The following is a 16,838-nucleotide window of genomic DNA, read 5'->3' as shown; positions in this document are numbered from 1 at the left end:
TAGCACACATTGCTTGCATGGAAAGAGAATGAGATTTCCATCACCGACGGGAAAAGGGAACGAATGGCAGCGTCATCCCCCGTGTTCGAGAGCGTCTGGAGTGACCTCCAGGGCGTCCCGTGCTCGCAGGGCTATCTCGACGTGGGCGGAGTGCGCACGCGGTACCTGCACGCCGGCGATACGAGCAAGCCGACGCTGGTTTTGCTCCATGGCTCCGGCGGTCATGCCGAGGCCTACGTCCGCAATCTCGAGTCGCACGCCGAGCACTTCTCGACGTGGTCCATCGACATGCTCGGCCACGGTTACACCGACAAGCCCGGCCATCCGCTCGAGATCGCGCACTACCTCGACCATCTGCTCGCCTTCTTCGACACGATCGGCGTCGACCGCGTGCACCTGTCCGGCGAGTCACTCGGCGGCTGGGTGGCCGCGCGGGCCGCGTCCGACCACCCCGACCGCATCGACCGACTGGTGCTCAACACCGCTGGTGGATCGCAGGCCGACCCCGAGGTGATGAAACGCATCATCGCGCTGTCCATGGCAGCCGCCGAGGACCCGACCTGGGAGACCGTCCAGGCCCGCATCAAGTGGCTGATGGCCGACAAGTCCAAGGACTACGACGACATCGTCGCCAGCCGTCAACGCATCTACCGCCAGCCCGGCTTCGTCGCGGCGATGAGCGACATCATGGCGCTGCAGGATCCCGAGATACGCGCCCGAAACCTACTGGGGCCAAAGGAATACGGAGCGATCAAGGCGCCGACGCTGGTGCTGTGGACCAGTGACGACCCCACCGCCGACGTCAGCGAGGGCAGCCGCATCGCATCGATGATCCCCGGTGCGCGCTTCGAGGTGATGCCCGACTGCGGGCACTGGCCGCAGTACGAGGACGCCAAGACGTTCAACGCCTTGCACATCGACTTCCTGCTGGGCCGCGTGTGATGGAGTCGTCGTCGAAGGGCACGGTAGACGTGTTGATCGTCGGCGCGGGTCCGGTCGGTCTCACACTGGCGAATATCCTTGGACAGCAAGGAATCCGCACGCTCGTCGTCGACGAACGCGAATCGTTGATCGACTATCCCCGCGGAGTCGGGCTCGACGACGAGGCGTTGCGAACGTTCCAGTCGATCGGTGTGGTGGAGCACGTGCTGCCGCACACCGTGCCCAATCAGATTCTGCGGTTCTATGACGGCAATCGGCGCCTGCTCGCCGAGATGGCCCCGCCCGACGCACGATTCGGCTGGCCCAAGCGCAACGGGTTCGTCCAGCCGATGGTCGACGCCGAACTGCTACGCGGCCTCGAGCGGTTCGACTGCGTCGACGTCAACTGGAACGCCCGGATGGAATCCTGCCAACAGACCGCCGACGGCGTCACCGTCGACATCGCGGACGGGCCGTCCGTCACCGCCAGGTACGTGGTCGGCTGCGACGGTGGGCGTAGCGCGACGCGCGGCCTGATGGGCGTGTCCTTCGAAGGAACGACGTCCGCTACGCGCTGGTTGGTCATCGACGTCGCGACGGATCCGTTGGGTCACCCCAACAGCGAGGTCGGCGCCGATCCCGCCCGCCCGTACGCGTCGATCTCGATCGCCCACGGAATTCGGCGCTTCGAGTTCATGATTCATGCCGACGAGACCGATGAGCAGGTCGAGCAACCCGACTTCATCGCGGCGATGTTGAAGCCCTTCGTGCCGCACCCCGACCGCGTCGAGGTCATCCGCCACCGCGTCTACACCCACCACTCCCGGATCGCAGGCGCATTCCGCAAGGGCCGGATGTTCGTCGCCGGTGACGCCGCGCACCTGATGCCGGTCTGGCAGGGCCAGGGCTACAACAGCGGTATCCGCGACTCGGCCAACCTCGGATGGAAGCTCGCCGCGGTCGTCACCGGTCAGGCGGGTGACGCGCTGCTGGACACCTACGACGTCGAACGCCGCAAGCACGCCAGGGCGATGATCGATCTTTCGACGATGGTCGGCCGGGTCATATCGCCGACCAACCGCCGAGTCGCGACGTTGCGCGACGGGCTCATTCGAGCCGCCTCGGTGGTACCCACTTTGAAGCGCTACGTGTTGGAGATGCGTTTCAAGCCGATGCCACGCTACGACCAAGGTGCGATCGCCCGGCTCGGAAACGATGTGGCGCCGCGCTCCGCGACGTCGCCGACCGGCACGCTGTTCATCCAGCCACGCATCGACACCAGGGCGGCTCAGAACGTCCTGCTCGATGACGCCATCGGCACCGGCTTCGCGGTGTTGGCGTGGAACAACAACCCGCGCAAGCTGCTTGGCGACGTCGCGTTCGCCCGGTGGAAGGCGTTGGGTGCCACATTCGTGTCTTTGCGACCGCTGACCCAGCTGAACTGGACCGGGCACGATGACGAAGAGGTCGTCATCGTTGGCGACCGTACCGGCGCGTTGAAGGCTTTCTTCGACGCTCACACCGAGTCCGTGCTGTTCGTGCGGCCGGACCGATGCATCGCGGGCGCGTGCATCGCGCAACTCGCACCCGAGTTGAGCGCCGCGCTGTTCGACGTGCTCTGTCTGACGGAAGGAGGAGACGCTACCCATGACGGCGAAAGCAACACTGGCGCTGTGCTGCATGTCGCACAGTCCGCTGCTGAATCTGCCGGGGCCATCACCAGAGCTCCTTGAAGACATCGACTCTGCGCTGACCGACGCGCGCGAATTCGTGCGCGACTTCGACCCCGAACTCGTGGTGATCTTCTCGCCCGATCACTACAACGGATTCTTCTACCGGCTGATGCCGCCCTTCTGCATCGGCACTGCGGCGACCGGCGTCGGCGACTACGGCACCCATGCCGGCCCGCTCACCGTGCCCGCCGACCTTGCGACAGCATGCGCGGAAGCGGTGTGGGAAGCCGGCGTCGACGTGTCGATCTCCGCGAGCATGGACGTCGATCACGGCACGGTACAACCACTGGAAGTCATTTTCGGGGCGGCGGATTCGATTCCGGTGATCCCGATCTTCATCAACTCGGTGGCTACCCCGTTGGGTCCGATCAAGCGCTCGAGGGCGCTCGGCGGTGCCGTCGGCGACTTCCTGGCGACGCTCGGCAAGCGCGTGCTGGTGATGGGATCCGGTGGGCTGTCCCATGATCCACCCGTGCCGACGTTGGCGACCGCGCCTGCTGCGGCACTCGGCCGCATCGTGCACGGCGAGGCGATGTCCGCCGAGCAACGCGCCGCCCGCCAGAGCGCGGTGATGACCGCTGCGCACGACTTCGCGCACGGCGCCAGTCCGTTGCAGCCGCTCAACCCCGATTGGGATCACGCGCTGCTGGAACTGCTCGACACCAACCGCATCGCCGACGTCGACGCGTGGTCGAACGAATGGATTGCCGCGCAAGCGGGCAATTCCGCCCACGAGGTACGCACGTGGATAGCGGCTTTCGCCGCGCTGGCCACGCAGGGTCGATACGAGACGGGACAGCGCTACTACCGGGCTGCGCCCGAGTTGATCGCGGGCTTCGCGATCAGGACGGCGGTGTTGACATGAACGAGTTCACCTTCGACCACGAGGTCGACGTGCTGGTGGTCGGGTCCGGCGGCGGCGGGATGACCGCCGCACTCAAGGCCGACGCCGAAGGCCTCGACACCCTGGTCGTCGAGAAGTCGGCCCAGTTCGGAGGCTCCACGGCGTTGTCTGGCGGCGGCATCTGGGTACCCGGCGCGCCGTCGCAACGCCGTGCCGGTTACGTGCCCGACCCGGACGACACGTTCGAATACCTGAAGCAGATCACCGACGGGCTGGTCAGCGACGCACGGCTGCGGCAATACGTCGACGCCGCACCGGAGATGATGGACTTCCTGGAGAAGTCGAGTTCGTGGTTCGAGTTCGTCTGGAAGCCCGGCTACGCCGACTACTACCCCGAACTGCCCGGCGGTTCGGAGCGCGGGAGCACCATCAACGTCCCCGAGATCGACCTGCGCAAGCTGGGCGCCGAGGAGCGAAACCTGCTCACTCCGTTGGCGCTCGCTCCCAAGGGAATCTGGTTCGCACCCAAGGATCTGCGGCTCTTCTACCAAGTGCGCCAGAACTGGCGGGGCAAGGCCATCCTGGTCAAGCTCATCTGGCGGATGTTCCGCGCGCGGGCGTTCGGCGAGCGGATGGCCGCCATCGGGCAGTCTTTGACGGCCCGGATGCGGCTGGCGCTCAAGGACCACGACATCCCCCTGTGGCTGAACGCACCCCTGACCGAGTTGCTGACCGACGTGGACGGGCAGGTCGTCGGCGCGGTGGTCGAACGCGACGGGGTAGCTCAGCGCATCGGGACGCGCCGCGGGGTGATCTTGGCCGCCGGTGGCTTCGACCATGACATGGAGTGGCGGCGCCAGCATCTTCCCGAGCTCGAGAAGGATTGGAGCTTCGGCAATCCCGCCGCCATGGGCGACGGTATTCGCGCGGGGGAGAAGGTGGGCGCAGCCACCGACCTGCTCGACGAGGCGTGGTGGTTCCCCGCGATGTGCTGGCCCGACGGCAGGCTGCAGTTCATGCTCAACGAGCGAATGATGCCGTCGCAGTTCGTCGTGAACGGTGACGGCAAGCGTTTCATCAACGAGGCGGCGCCGTACATGGACTTCGCCCACGCGATGATCGAAGGGCAGCGCTCCGGCATCTCCCACATTCCGTGCTGGCTCGTCACCGACATCCGTTCGTTCCATCGTTACGTCGTCGGTGGACACCTGCCGATTCCGAAGATTCCGTTCGCTCCCGTCCCGACCGGGTGGAAGGTTCCCAAGGCTTGGTTGGAGTCCGGGATCGTCAAGGAGGGCAACACCTTCGAGGAGCTGGCCGCGGCCATCGGGGTGCCTGCGTCCAATTTGCGCCAGACCGCCGAGCGGTTCAACGAGTTGGCCAGGGGCGGCCACGACGACGACTTCGACCGCGGTGACAGCGCGTACGACAACTACTACGGCGATCCCACGTTGCCGAACCCGAACCTGTATCCCATCGGCGAGCCGCCCTACTACGCGTTTCAGATCATCCTCGGCGATTTGGGCACCTCGGGCGGGTTGCGCACCGACGAGTACGCCAGAGTGCTTCGGGAAGACGACTCCGTCATCGCGGGCCTGTACGCGACGGGCAACGTGACCGCTGCCGTCATGGGCCGCAGCTACGCGGGCGCGGGTGCCACCATCGGACCCGCCATGGCCTTCGGCTATGTGGCCGCCAAGCACCTCGCTCAGACTCGAATAACCAGCCCTACTACAGATTCCGACGAACCGACGCTCAACACCACCGGAGGTAATTGATGAAGATTTCGCTGTTCTACGAGTTCGCCCTGCCCCGGCCGTGGTCCGACGGTGACGAGCACGAGTTGTTCCAGGACGGCCTCGACGAGGTCGAGTTGGCCGACAAGGCCGGCTTCTCGACGGTCTGGTTGACCGAGCACCACTTCCTCGAAGAGTACTGTCACTCGACCGCGCCCGAGATGTTCCTGGCCGCAGCGAGCCAGCGTACCAAGGACATTCGGCTCGGATTCGGCATCATGCACCTGCCGCCCGCCGTCAACCATCCGGCCCGCGTCGCCGAGCGCATCTCAACCCTTGACCTGATCTCCAACGGGCGCGTCGAGTTCGGCACGGGTGAGTCGTCGTCGGTCGGCGAGCTCGGTGGGTTCAACATCGACCCTGCCGACAAGCGCGGCCAATGGGAAGAAGCACTCGAGGTCGCCATCCGCTGCATGATTGAAGAGCCCTTCACCGGTTTCAAGGGCCAGCACATCGAGATGCCTGCGCGCAACGTCATTCCGAAGCCGATGCAGCGGCCGCATCCTCCGGTCTGGGTGGCCTGCACGCGACCGTCTTCGGTGCAGATGGCAGCCCAGAAGGCAATCGGCGCACTGAGTTTCGCCTACACCGGCCCCGGGCCGCTGAAGGAGCGCGTCGACGGTTACTACAAGGAGCTCGAGGAGAACGGTTCGCCGGTCACCCCGGTGATGAACCCCAACATCCTCGCGATCGGTGGCGACCTGTCGATGATGGTGGCCAAGACCGATGAGCAGGCCGTGCAACGGCTGGGCGTCGGCGGCGGGTTCTTCTCGTTCGGCATCATGCACTACTACATGACCGGGATGCACACGCCGGGTCGTACCGGGGTCTGGGACCGTTACCTCGAAGAGGTCGACGCCGACCCGACGCTGGCGTACGGCCCGGGCCGCGGCGCCATCGGGTCGCCCGACACCGTGCGAGAGTTCCTGCGCGGCTACGAGGAGAGCGGCGTCGACGAGATCATCCTGCTGCTCAACCCGCGTAGCCACGAAGGCACCATGGAGTCCATCGAGTTGATGGGCAAGGAGGTGCTGCCCGAGTTCATCGAGCGTGACGAGAAGCACGTTGCGGCCAAGAACAAGCGCTTGGAGCCCGTGCTCGAGAAGTTGGAGAAGCGCCGGGAGGCGTCGTTGGCCCCCGGGTTCGACGAGAGCTACTCGTTCGGCGGACTGCCGACCGGCCAGGGCGGCAAATTCACGTCGAGCGAGATCCCCGAGGCCATGGCCGAGATCAACGAGGGCCGCGTTCAAGCGGCGCAGTTGGAGAAGGAGCAGCGGGCTTTGAAGGACGGTGAAGCTGAGAAGACCGGAGCCTGAGCCGGTGACTCGATTCGGCGAGCTGGTCGACTACACCGGTCGTCGGGTGGTGGTGACCGGCTGCGCGTCGGGAATCGGCGCGGCGCTGGTGGGTCAATTGGCAGACCTGGGCGCCGACGTCGTCGGTCTGGATGTGCGTCCACCCCCGTTTGGGCTCAACGACTTTCACGAACTCGACCTCTCCGATCCGGCATCGATTGATGCCGCCGTCGCATCGGTCGATGGGCAGGTCGATGCGGTGTTCAACGTAGCCGGTGTGTCGTCTGGGATCGGCAACCCGCTGTTGGTCGTCAAGATCAACTTCCTCGGCACGCGACACCTGACCGAGGCATTGGCACCGCGCATGCCGTCGGGGTCGTCGATCGTCAGTGTGTCGTCATTGGCGGCATCGAACTACTTGGAGAACATGGGCGAGGTGGCCGGCCTGCTCAACACCCGGACCTTTGCCGAGGGAGAAAAATGGTGCGGTGAACACCCCGATGCGCTCGCCGACGGTGGCTACCGATTGTCCAAGGAGGCGATCATCCTGTACGGCATGAAGAACGCCGTGCCCTTGGGCGCCCGCGGAATCCGCATCAACTGCACCGGACCCGGTGTCACGGAGACGCCGATCCTCGACCAGTTGAGGAGCAAGTACGGGCAGGCCTATCTCGACGACATCCCCAAACCTCTCGGGCGGGTGTCGACCCCCGAGGAGCAGGCCGCCGTGTTGGTGTTCCTCAACTCCTCGGCCGCGGGCTACCTCACCGGACAGGTGCTGTGGGTCGACGGCGGAAACCTGGCCAGTCGGGTCGCCGCCACTCTGGAAGGATCCGCATTGTGGCCAGCATGAACGACTTTCGCCGCGTCGCCGACGACGTGCGCAACTGGGGCCGATGGGGTGACGACGACGAGATCGGGACCTTGAACTTCATCACCGCGGAGAATGTCGCGACGGCCGCCGGATGCGTCAAGAAGGGGAAGGTCATCCCACTCGGCGGCGACTTCGGGTCCGCGGGCCCGCAAGGGGCCTTCCAATTCCGGCAGAACCCGGTGCACGTGATGACGGTGGACGGTGGCGATGCCAACACCCTCAGCCGGTATGCGCCGCAGTGGCTGCGCAATTCCGTGGCGCAGGAACTCAGTTCGTTCTTTGTCGACAACATCTTCCGGTTCAACGACGACATGATCGTCATGCCGTTGCAGGCTGCCACTCAATGGGATGCGCTGTCGCACGTGTACTACGAGGACAAGCTGTACAACGGATTTCCTGCGGACTCGGTGACCAGTTTTGGAGCCTTCCACTGCGGCATCGACAAGGTCGACGTCAAGGGCATCGTCTCCCGCGGCGTGCTGCTCGACGTGGTGGCGCACCGCGGTGAAGAGGTCTTCTGCAGACCCGGAAACCCCATCACACCAGCCGAACTCGACGAGATCGCCGCCAAGCAGGGTGTGACGATTGGTCGCGGTGACATCGTCGTCGTGCACACCGGATGGTGGACGCGGTTCCTGTCCGCTGGCGACGGTGCCGAGCCCGGTTCGGGGCTGGACTGGACGTGCGCCTCTTGGCTGCACGACCACGAAGTGGCCGCGGTCGCGGCCGACAACCTCATGGTGGAGGACCCCGACCCGGCCAACGGCATCGACGGCACGTTCCTGCCGATGCACATGCTGTGTCTGCGCGACATGGGTCTGATGCTCGGCGAGTACTGGGACCTTGGCCGCCTCGCCGCCGACTGTGCCGAAGACGGCGTCTACGAATTCCAGCTGATCGCGCCTCCACTGAAGGTGGTCGGCGCGGTCGGAGCCCCTGTCAGCCCCATCGCGATCAAGTGAGCAACCCCGTGACCCCCAACAAGTCCCAACCGCTCGTCGTCGGGCTAGGCGGCACGCTCCGCTCCAATTCCTCGACGGAACGGGCACTGCGACATTGCCTTTCGGCCGTGGAGCGCCAAGGTGGGCGCACGATGCTGTTCTGTGGCGAAGACATCGACCTGCCGATGTACAACCCGCACGAAGCGAGCCGCACCGACAAGGCCGCCGCGTTGGTCGCGGCGTTGCGCGACGCCGACGCGGTCGTCGTCGCGTCACCCGGCTACCACGGTGGAGTGTCTGGCTTGGTCAAGAATGCGGTGGACTACATCGAAGACCTCCGCGAGGACCCGCGCGTCTACCTCGACAACACGCCATGGGGCTGCATCAGCTGTGCGTATGGGTGGCAGGCCGCCGTCGGCACGCTCGGGCAGTTGCGGGTCATCGGCCATGCGTTGCGCGCGTGGCCGACTCCGCTTGGCGTGGCGATCAATTCGGCCGACAAGATCTGGGATGAGGGTGGTGCGCTGGTGGACACCGCCGTCCAGGGGCAGTTGGAGATGCTGGCCACCCAGTTGTTGACGGGTGCGCTGCGCGCGGCCTAGCGACTCCCGCGCTCAGGCTCCGAGCATCATCAAGCCACCGTCGACGGCGAGCAGTTGACCGGTGATGAACCTGGACCCGTCGCCGGCCAGGAACACCAGCATCGGACCGACGTCGCTCACCGGGTCACCCAGCTTGCCGCCGATGGGGATGCTCATCTGTAGCTGTTGTTCGATGACGGGCATCAAGTCCGGGCCGAGGAAGTCGCGAAGTCGCTGCGCACCTGGTGTTTCCACGGCAGGTGCTAGCGCGTTGACCGTGATGCCCTGTGAGGCCCAGCACTTGGCCGCCGACCGTGTCCACGACGCCACCGCGGACTTCGAAGCGGCGTAAATCGCCGACATCGGACTTCCCATCACACCCTCGCTGGAGCCGAAGTTGATGATCCGTCCGCCTGCGGGCCCCATGGCGGCCGCCGCGGCCTGATTGGTGAGCACCGTCGAGGTGAAGTTGGTGTCCATGACGTGGCGGATGTCGTTGATGCCCAGCTGTCCTGGCACGCCGGGATGCCACAGTCCGGCAGCGTGGACCAGCACGTCCAGGCCATGGAGCGCGTCGGCGGCAGCGCGCGTGGTCTCGTCGACCGAGGCGGGGTCGGTTGCGTCGCACTGCAGCCACGTCAGATCGGAGTGGGCAGGGGGAGCGGTGTGGTGAAACGTCGCGGCGACGCTGGCACCCGCCGCATGCAGCACCTGGACGGCGGCCGCCCCAATGCCGGTGGCGCCGCCGGTCACCAGGATCCGCTTGCCCTTCAGTTCTCCAGTCATGCCAGGGAACCTTACGACGCCGAGTTAAGTTGAAGGGCGCCGTTGCTCGAACGGTGTCCGTTCATGCGGTGGTGAGCCCACCGACGAGGAGGCCTTGACGTGTCGAGCCAACTGCACCACCACGTGGTGATGCGGAGTCACTCGGCGGAGCAGTTCATCAAATTCCTCACCGATGTCGCAGGCATGAGCGTGCAGGCGGCGTTCCGCGTGCCCGGCGAAGTGCTGGAGACGACGCTGAAGTGGCCGCCGTCGGACGGTGCGGACATCACCATTCTCGGCAGCGGTACGGCCGGCTTGGTCGAAGTGATCGACGTGCCAGAACATCTGCGCACCGTGGCACCGGAGGGGTTGGCCGCGCTGTCTTTCATGACGGACGACTTCGCGAGCACGTAGGACAAGGCCCGCGCGTTTGCCAACGACGTCACCGTCTTCGACGCCGGAGGCTCGGGCGTCGACCTCTTCTTTTGCACCATGGAGGGCGTACCCATCGAGTTCATGGGCGGTTACGCGGTGGATGCCGCTACCGGCGAAAAGGGTTGATACCGAGGTCAAGTGCCGAGTTCGGAGCCGATCGACGCGAGGAATTCCTGCGTCCGGCGCAGTGAGGCTGCGCGGGCCTGCGCGTCGACGCCGAGCGGGACGACTCGCGCAGCGAGGTCGGTGACACCCGCGTCGCGGTAGCGGCGCAGCCGCTCGGTGATGGCCGCTTCGTCGCCCGCAGCCATGGTGTCGCCGACGTCCTCGGCGTCGCCGTGCTCGAGCAGACGCACGTAGTTGGGGGAGAAGTCGGCGTGCCCAAGCACCTCGCTGGCATGGGTGCGGGCGTGGTCGACCTCACTGGCTTGGCACAGGGCGACTGGCACACCGGCGACGACACGCGGCGCCGGTCGCCCCGCGGCCTCGGCCGCGGTGGTGAGGCGGGGCACGACGTGTGCGTCGATGGCCTTCTCGTCCGCCATCCAGAGAATGGTGCCCGATGCCTGCTCACCCGCGATGCGCAGCATCGTCGGCCCAAGCGCCGCAAGGAGAATGGGCACCGAGCCGTGGTCGGCGACATCCATCGGGCTGTGCACCCGGTAGGTGTCGTTCTCCACGTCGACCGGCCCTGGCCCGGCGAACGCCTCATTCAGAACTTCGAGATAGTCGCGCACCAGGCGGGCCGGCCGGTCATACGCGAGGCCGAGTTGACCGTCGATGATCCAGTGGTGCGACGGTCCAACGCCGAGCGCGAAGCGGCCCCCACTTGCCGCGTTCGTCGTGACGGCCTGCTGGGCGAGTGCGATCGGATGTCGAGGCTGGAGCGGCACGATGGCGGTCCCGAGCTCGATCCGTTCGGTGACCGCTCCGATGAGCGCGACGGCTGTCATGGCGTCGAGGTAGCCCGGCACCTGCGGGATCCAGAACGACGCGAAGCCGGCCCGTTCGGCGGCCTTGCCGTCGGCGATCAGCCCCGACAGCCGGTCCGCGCGCGCCCGCTCCTTGTCCGTACCGACCATCAATCCGATTCGCACATGGCCTCCTGGCTACGGAACATAGCGATCCCACTCGTGCGGGGCTATCGGATGGAAGGGAGCGGCCAGCAGTGGTTCGATACCGGTTGCTTCCCAACGCTTTTCGAGTGCAGGACGCAGGCGTGCCGCCGTCGCCACCGGATCGTCGTCGAGAAAGCAGTAGGTCAGCTGCTGGCCCGCGCGGGCCGACGCCAGCCGCGCATCGACGTCGAGTGCCGTCGTCGACCACACCCCGGCGACGCCGTCGACTTCGACGAGGTCTGCCGCTGAACCTTCGCGATCTTCCAGCAGCAGATAGCACCCGCGAACCGGCCACCAGGGCAGCACGTCGGCGCCCACCTTGACGCGCGGCGCAGCGACCTTGCCGCGCACCCCGTAGACACCGCGTTCGACGTGCGGAAGCAGCGGCAGCTTGCGGCCCGCCCCGCCGAGCGCCTTGGACAGCGTCAGGAATCCATCCATGCCCGCGACGTCGGAGAAGAAGTACGTCATCACGTGGTCGATCGCATCGAACGATCCGGTGCTAGCCGCCCGCGCCGACCGGCATGCCGGCGTCGACACCAGCCGCAACGAGGCGCGCACCGCCGATAACCGATGCTGCTCGGGACGGTGGTCGAGCGTATGCCATTGCAGGTAGTCGGCATCCGTCCCGTCGGGATGGCGAGTCGCCATCGACACGAACAATGTCGTGACGTCGCCCCGTCCGGTAGCGAGCACGTCGGGGACGTCGTCTGAAGGGGTGCCGGGCAGTAGCATCAGCGGGGCTCCGTCGTCGAATGTCGTTCGGCCAGCCTGAGTTCGGGATGACGGGCCTCGACCATGCGCCTAAAGCCCTCGCGCCACGGCACTTTCGTACGGCCGAGCACCTCGTGCATGTGGGTGACGTCGGGCCACAGCGGAGTATGGGCGGCCGAGGTGTACTCGAAGATGGGCTCGATGCCGACGAGTTCGCCCAAGTAGGCGCAGTAGTCCTCGACGCTGACCGTCTCGCTGCCCGCCCAGTTCACCACCACCGGCGGTACGCCTGCCACTTCCATGGCGCGGATGCCGAGTTCGACGTAGTCATCCTCGTAGATGGGGTTGTAGTTGTTCGGTTTGTCGGGGTGCAGTCGAATGGCCTTGCGCGCCAATATCAGATCCAACCTGTCGGCCGGTGTCCCACCCTCGGGTCCGTACGTGGAGCAGATCCGGATGATGGTGAGCGGAATTCGGTGCTGCCTGGCGATCCAGGTGCAGACGGCCTCGGCGGCCACCTTCGAGAAGCTGTAGTTCGGGCGCAGTGGTACACCGGGAGGGTCTGTCTCGGTCAACGGCCGCTGCCCTTGATAACCGTAGATCGAGCCCGTCGAGCAGAACACGAATCCGCTTGCGGTGCGGCAGTGAAAGAGCAGTTGCCCGGAGTTCTGCGCGTTCGTCTCGACGCAGCTTGCCCAGTCGCCCGAACCGGGATCCACCGCCGCGTGGAAGACGTAGGTGAAGTCGTCCGGAAGCTCGGAGAAGTCGCCCCTACTGACGTCGAGCGCCACCGGTTTGATTCCGGCGGACGCGAGCTTCGCTTCGTCGCCTGGCCGTTGCAGCCTGGCGGCGCCCCAGACTTCGTTGCGTTCGGCCAGCGTGCGTGCGATCGGAAACGCGATCTTCCCCGTCGCACCGGTGATCAGAATCTTCTCTCCGTCGAGCACCGTTACAGTGAATATCAATAACTTGATATCTTCAAGTAGGCCGCTGATAGGCCGACACCGTCACGCGAGGAGTGCCGTGCAACTCACCTTCGACGCGGACGTCGAGGACTTCCGGAAAGAGTTCATCGCGTTCCTGGACGAACACCTGCCAGTTCAGGCCGCTGCACAGGAGCGCTCTCGGTCCACCTCCCATGTGCCCGAATGGGCGCGGCACTGGCAGCAGTTGCAGTTCGACCACGGTTGGCTGTTGCCAGGCAATCCACCCGAGTTCGGCGGTCGCAACGCAGGTGTACTGCAGCAGTACGTGCACCGCGAGGAATTGTCGCGACGGCGGATCTATCACTGCTTCAACCCGCAGGGCGTGGGGATCATCGCGGCGTCGCTGCTGAGCTTCGGAACCGTCGAGCAGAAACAGCGCTGGGCGGTACCGATCCTGCGCGCGGAGCTCACGGCTTCGCTCGGGATGAGCGAACCCGGCGCGGGTTCGGATCTGGCCGGGCTGCGCACCCAGGCGGTGCTTGAGGACGGCCATTTCGTGGTCAACGGGCAGAAAGTCTGGACGTCGGGCGCCCACGACGCGGACGTCGTGCTCACGTTCGTCCGTACCGACTCCGACGAAAAGCACGGGGGCATCAGCGCGTTGCTGATCCCGACCGACACCCCTGGGGTCTCTTGCCGGCCGTTTCCCGTGGTCTACGACCGCCATCACTTCGACTTCAACGAGGTCTTCTTCACCGACGTGCGAGTGCCCGCCGAGAACCTTGTCGGCCCGCTTGGCGGCGGCTGGACGGTGGCCAACGGTTCGCTGGGCCACGAACGCGCCATGATGTGGACGAGTTTCGCCAACCGGTTGGAGGACCTCCTAGAGGATTTTGCCCCCGTCGGCCCGATCGACCGTGACCACTACGCCACGATCGCGATGGACTCCCAGGCGTTGCGACTGCTGGGCTCGGCGGCACTCGCCCGCGCCGCACGCGGGGAGACCGATGCCGCCGCGATCTCAGTGCTGAAGGTGCTGGGTTCCGAAGCCGAGCAGAACGCCGCGAGGCATGCGCTGAATGCAGCGGGGGGCGACGGGCTCGTTGACCCGGCATTCACCGCCCCGTTCAACCCGTACAGTCCAGATCTGTTCGCCGCCAGCTGGTTTGCCCGATATCTTGGGACGTTTGCCGGCACCATCGCAGGCGGAACATCGGAGATCCAGCGCAACATCATCGCCCAGCGCGCGCTCGGGCTGCCCCGACGCTGACGCCGTCGTTGCACGCTAAGCACTTTGGCTATTCGGACACATCTATCGTTGGCTCCCATGCAGTTCGAACGGAAGTCCGTTGTCGTGGATGGGCTCGCCACTGGATATCTGGACGCGGGCCACGGTGACCCCGTCGTGCTCCTGCACGGTGGTGAGTTCGGCGCAGGTGCTGAGCTTGGCTGGGAGCGGACCATCGGCGCGCTCTCCGCGCACTACAGAGTGCTGGCCCCGGACATGCTCGGGTACGGAGACTCCGCGAAGGTCGTGGACTTCGTCGACGGGCGCGGCTTGCGGATCAGGCACGTCGCGCACTTCTGCGACGTCATGGGAATCGGCTCGGCACACTTCGTCGGCAACTCGATGGGGGCCATCAACCTGCTCGTCGACACCACCTCCGATGCGCCGGTGCTGCCGGTCCGAAGCCTTGTGTTGATCTGCGGTGGCGGCGAAATCCAACGCAATGAGCACGCCGACGCGCTCTACGACTACGACGGCAGCGTCGAGGCGATGCGCCGCATCGTCACGGCATTGTTCTTCGACTCTGTCTACCCGGACGACGACGAGTACGTGAATCGGCGCCACGCCTCGAGCACGGCGCCCGGCGCGTGGGAGGCGATCGCCGCAGCGCGTTTCCGTCGGCCCGGCGCGACCCCGCCCGCGGCTCCGTCGGCGCAGCGGGCCTACGAACGCATCACCGTACCGACCTTGGTCATCGAGGGGGCGGGCGACAAACTTCTGCCCGCGGGGTGGGCCGCCGACATCGCGGGCCGGGTCGCGGTCGGCCGGTCGGCCGTCGTGGAGGATGCAGGGCACTGCCCACAGCTGGAGCGACCCGAAGTCGTGAACGAACTACTGCTGAATTTCTTCGAAGGGATTGCTGCGCAATGAGCTACGAACTCGAAGGCAAGGTCGCGATCGTCACCGGCGGTGCGTCCGGCATCGGTCGCGGCATCGTGGAGCGATTCGTCGCCGAGGGCGCCAAAGTCGTGATCGCCGACGTGCAGGACGAACTCGGCGCGACGTTCGCCGCGGACCTGGGTTCCGACGCGCGCTTTCTCCACACGGATGTCAGTGACCAGGCCCAGGTCGGTCAACTGGTCGCCGCGGCCATCGAGACGTTCGGCGGCCTGCACGTCATGGTCAACAATGCCGGTAGGTCCAGCCCGATGAAGAAGGGTCTGTTCCACGACGACTTCGCCGAATTCGACAGCGTCATGCGGACCAACCTGCTCGGCGTGATGGCGGGTACGCGCGATGCGGGACGCCACATGGCCGAGCACGGCGGCGGCGCGATCATCAACATCTCGTCGATCGGTGGGATCCTGGCCGGCGGTGGGGTCGCCACCTACCGCGCGTCGAAGGCGGCCGTCATCCAGTTCACGAAGTCGGCGGCGATCGAGCTGGCACAGTACGAGGTGCGCGTGAACTGCATTGCGCCAGGGAGCATTCCGACGCCGATCCTCAAATCGTCCGCCAGCGACGAAGACCGGGAGAAGTTGGAGAAGTTCGAGGCCAGAATCCGTCAGCAGATGCGTGACGACCGTCCGTTGAAGCGCGAGGGCACCCCCGGCGACGTCGCCGAAGCGGTGCTGTACTTCGCCACCGACCGGTCGCGCTACGTAACGGGCACCGTGCTGCCGGTTGACGGCGGCACCGTCGCGGGCAAGGTCATCGCGCCCCGCAAGCCGTAGGCGTGGTCATGAATTAAATCAATCGCTTGACTTAATTGACCCGGCCGCGTTGACTGAGCGAGTGACCGCGGCCAGACCCCTGCGGACCGACCGGGCGAGCACCACCCGCGAGGCCATCCTTACCGCCGCCGAACGGCTATACGCCGAACACGGCGTCTTCGCCGTGTCCAACCGCCAGGTCAGTGAGGCCGCGGGGCAGGGCAACAACGCCGCCGTCGGCTACCACTTCGGCACCAAGACCGACCTGGTTCGGGCCATCGAGGAGCGCAGGCGAGCACCCATCGAAGAACTCCGCGAGCGGATGGTGACCCAGACCGACGAGTCCACCGATCTGCGCGGGTGGGTGTCGTGCCTGGTGCGACCGTTGACCGATCACCTGGCCGAGCTCGGCAACCCGACCTGGTATGCGCGTTTCGCCGCCCAGGCCATGACCGACCCTGCGTACCACGGGTTCGTGGTCAAGGACGCCCTGAGCTCGCCGTCGCTGGTCGAGGTCGTCGACGGCATCAACCGGTGCCTGCCCGACCTGCCGCTGGACAACCGTTACGACCGGAACATCATGGCCCGCAACCTGTTGATGCACAGCTGCGCGGATCGTGAACGGGCGCTCGCCAAGGGGGTAGGCCCGGCGACCCGAACGTCGTGGCAGGCGGCGGGCACGGGCCTGATCGATGCGATCGTCGGAATGTGGTTGGCGCCCGTGACGCCCGTACCCGGTGGGGGTGCGCCGTGAAGGTGACCGTCGACCAGGACAAGTGCGTGTCGTCGGGAATGTGCGTGATGAATGCCGCGGACGTATTCGACCAGCGGGATGACGACGGTGTCGTCGAGTTACTGGTCGAAAACCCCGGCCCCGATCAGGCCGAAGAAGCACGTAAGGCCGCGGCCGCCTGCCCAGCCCTGGCCATCCACCTCGAGGAATGACGGAGTATTG

General features: G+C 66.0%; 18 protein-coding genes. 14 read left to right on the top strand and 4 right to left on the bottom strand.

What is annotated here, in order from left to right:
• Positions 1 to 63 precede the first annotated feature (63 nt).
• The 8 genes from SLQ30_RS19075 to SLQ30_RS19040 are packed head-to-tail and all read left to right on the top strand — an operon-like array spanning position 64 to position 9,006.
• Entirely contained in the window at positions 64 to 942 is an 879-nt protein-coding gene (locus tag SLQ30_RS19075) for an alpha/beta hydrolase (RefSeq protein WP_319447821.1), read from the top strand.
• Positions 942 to 2,654, top strand: coding sequence for a bifunctional 3-(3-hydroxy-phenyl)propionate/3-hydroxycinnamic acid hydroxylase (locus SLQ30_RS19070; RefSeq protein ID WP_319447822.1), 1,713 nt, complete (start codon positions 942 to 944; stop codon positions 2,652 to 2,654). The genes SLQ30_RS19075 and SLQ30_RS19070 overlap by 1 nt, the downstream gene beginning before the upstream one ends.
• Positions 2,602 to 3,519 (top strand): 3-carboxyethylcatechol 2,3-dioxygenase, encoded by a 918-nt coding sequence (locus tag SLQ30_RS19065; protein ID WP_319447992.1) that lies wholly within the window; start codon positions 2,602 to 2,604, stop codon positions 3,517 to 3,519. Before SLQ30_RS19070 ends, SLQ30_RS19065 begins: the two co-directional genes overlap by 53 nt.
• Positions 3,516 to 5,276: an FAD-binding protein gene (locus SLQ30_RS19060; RefSeq protein WP_319447823.1), complete on the top strand. Its 1,761-nt coding sequence runs from the start codon at positions 3,516 to 3,518 to the stop codon at positions 5,274 to 5,276. Before SLQ30_RS19065 ends, SLQ30_RS19060 begins: the two co-directional genes overlap by 4 nt.
• Entirely contained in the window at positions 5,276 to 6,610 is a 1,335-nt protein-coding gene (locus tag SLQ30_RS19055) for an LLM class flavin-dependent oxidoreductase (protein ID WP_319447824.1), read from the top strand. The genes SLQ30_RS19060 and SLQ30_RS19055 overlap by 1 nt, the downstream gene beginning before the upstream one ends.
• Before the next feature lie 4 nt (positions 6,611 to 6,614).
• The gene (locus tag SLQ30_RS19050; protein ID WP_319447825.1) at positions 6,615 to 7,442 is read left to right on the top strand and encodes a coniferyl-alcohol dehydrogenase; all 828 of its coding nucleotides are present in this window, start codon (positions 6,615 to 6,617) and stop codon (positions 7,440 to 7,442) included.
• A complete protein-coding gene (locus SLQ30_RS19045) occupies positions 7,439 to 8,425 on the top strand; it encodes a cyclase family protein (protein ID WP_319447826.1) in 987 nt (328 codons plus the stop codon). The genes SLQ30_RS19050 and SLQ30_RS19045 overlap by 4 nt, the downstream gene beginning before the upstream one ends.
• Positions 8,422 to 9,006, top strand: a complete 585-nt coding sequence (locus SLQ30_RS19040; RefSeq protein WP_319447827.1) for an NADPH-dependent FMN reductase — start codon at positions 8,422 to 8,424, stop codon at positions 9,004 to 9,006. Before SLQ30_RS19045 ends, SLQ30_RS19040 begins: the two co-directional genes overlap by 4 nt.
• 12 nt (positions 9,007 to 9,018) lie before the next feature.
• On the opposite strand, the gene SLQ30_RS19035 is transcribed toward SLQ30_RS19040, so the two are convergent.
• A complete protein-coding gene (locus SLQ30_RS19035) occupies positions 9,019 to 9,771 on the bottom strand; it encodes an SDR family NAD(P)-dependent oxidoreductase (protein WP_319447828.1) in 753 nt (250 codons plus the stop codon).
• A gap of 99 nt (positions 9,772 to 9,870) precedes the next feature.
• On the opposite strand from SLQ30_RS19035, the gene SLQ30_RS19030 reads away from it, so the two are divergent.
• Complete coding sequence (locus SLQ30_RS19030; protein ID WP_319447829.1) at positions 9,871 to 10,164, top strand: hypothetical protein; 294 nt, start codon at positions 9,871 to 9,873, stop codon at positions 10,162 to 10,164.
• 155 nt (positions 10,165 to 10,319) lie between these two features.
• Here the strand turns inward: SLQ30_RS19030 and SLQ30_RS19025 are convergent, their stop codons facing one another.
• The 3 genes from SLQ30_RS19025 to SLQ30_RS19015 are packed head-to-tail and all read right to left on the bottom strand — an operon-like array spanning position 10,320 to position 12,964.
• The gene (locus SLQ30_RS19025) at positions 10,320 to 11,282 is read right to left on the bottom strand and encodes a TIGR03564 family F420-dependent LLM class oxidoreductase (RefSeq protein ID WP_319447830.1); all 963 of its coding nucleotides are present in this window, start codon (positions 11,280 to 11,282) and stop codon (positions 10,320 to 10,322) included.
• A gap of 12 nt (positions 11,283 to 11,294) precedes the next feature.
• Positions 11,295 to 12,038 carry a hypothetical protein gene (locus tag SLQ30_RS19020; protein WP_319447831.1) on the bottom strand — a complete coding sequence of 248 codons (744 nt, stop codon included), beginning with the start codon at positions 12,036 to 12,038 and terminating at the stop codon, positions 11,295 to 11,297.
• Positions 12,038 to 12,964, bottom strand: coding sequence for an NAD(P)-dependent oxidoreductase (locus tag SLQ30_RS19015; protein WP_319447832.1), 927 nt, complete (start codon positions 12,962 to 12,964; stop codon positions 12,038 to 12,040). Before SLQ30_RS19015 ends, SLQ30_RS19020 begins: the two co-directional genes overlap by 1 nt.
• A 76-nt stretch (positions 12,965 to 13,040) precedes the next feature.
• Between SLQ30_RS19015 and SLQ30_RS19010 the strand changes: the two genes are divergently transcribed.
• From SLQ30_RS19010 to SLQ30_RS18990, 5 genes are all read left to right on the top strand, one after another.
• Positions 13,041 to 14,213 (top strand): acyl-CoA dehydrogenase family protein, encoded by a 1,173-nt coding sequence (locus tag SLQ30_RS19010; RefSeq protein WP_319447833.1) that lies wholly within the window; start codon positions 13,041 to 13,043, stop codon positions 14,211 to 14,213.
• A gap of 57 nt (positions 14,214 to 14,270) precedes the next feature.
• The gene (locus SLQ30_RS19005) at positions 14,271 to 15,101 is read left to right on the top strand and encodes an alpha/beta fold hydrolase (RefSeq protein ID WP_319447834.1); all 831 of its coding nucleotides are present in this window, start codon (positions 14,271 to 14,273) and stop codon (positions 15,099 to 15,101) included.
• Positions 15,098 to 15,904, top strand: a complete 807-nt coding sequence (locus tag SLQ30_RS19000) for an SDR family oxidoreductase (RefSeq protein ID WP_319447835.1) — start codon at positions 15,098 to 15,100, stop codon at positions 15,902 to 15,904. Before SLQ30_RS19005 ends, SLQ30_RS19000 begins: the two co-directional genes overlap by 4 nt.
• A 61-nt stretch (positions 15,905 to 15,965) precedes the next feature.
• A complete protein-coding gene (locus SLQ30_RS18995; RefSeq protein ID WP_413468085.1) occupies positions 15,966 to 16,637 on the top strand; it encodes a TetR family transcriptional regulator in 672 nt (223 codons plus the stop codon).
• On the top strand, positions 16,634 to 16,828 hold the full coding sequence (locus SLQ30_RS18990) for a ferredoxin (protein WP_319447836.1): 195 nt from the start codon (positions 16,634 to 16,636) through the stop codon (positions 16,826 to 16,828). The genes SLQ30_RS18995 and SLQ30_RS18990 overlap by 4 nt, the downstream gene beginning before the upstream one ends.
• Positions 16,829 to 16,838: the final 10 nt, after the last annotated feature.

This window comes from Mycobacterium sp. RTGN4 (assembly GCF_033804635.1).
Classification (GTDB): domain Bacteria; phylum Actinomycetota; class Actinomycetes; order Mycobacteriales; family Mycobacteriaceae; genus Mycobacterium.
Note: the sequence above shows the minus strand (reverse complement) of the source record. Positions and strands in the feature narration are given on the sequence as shown.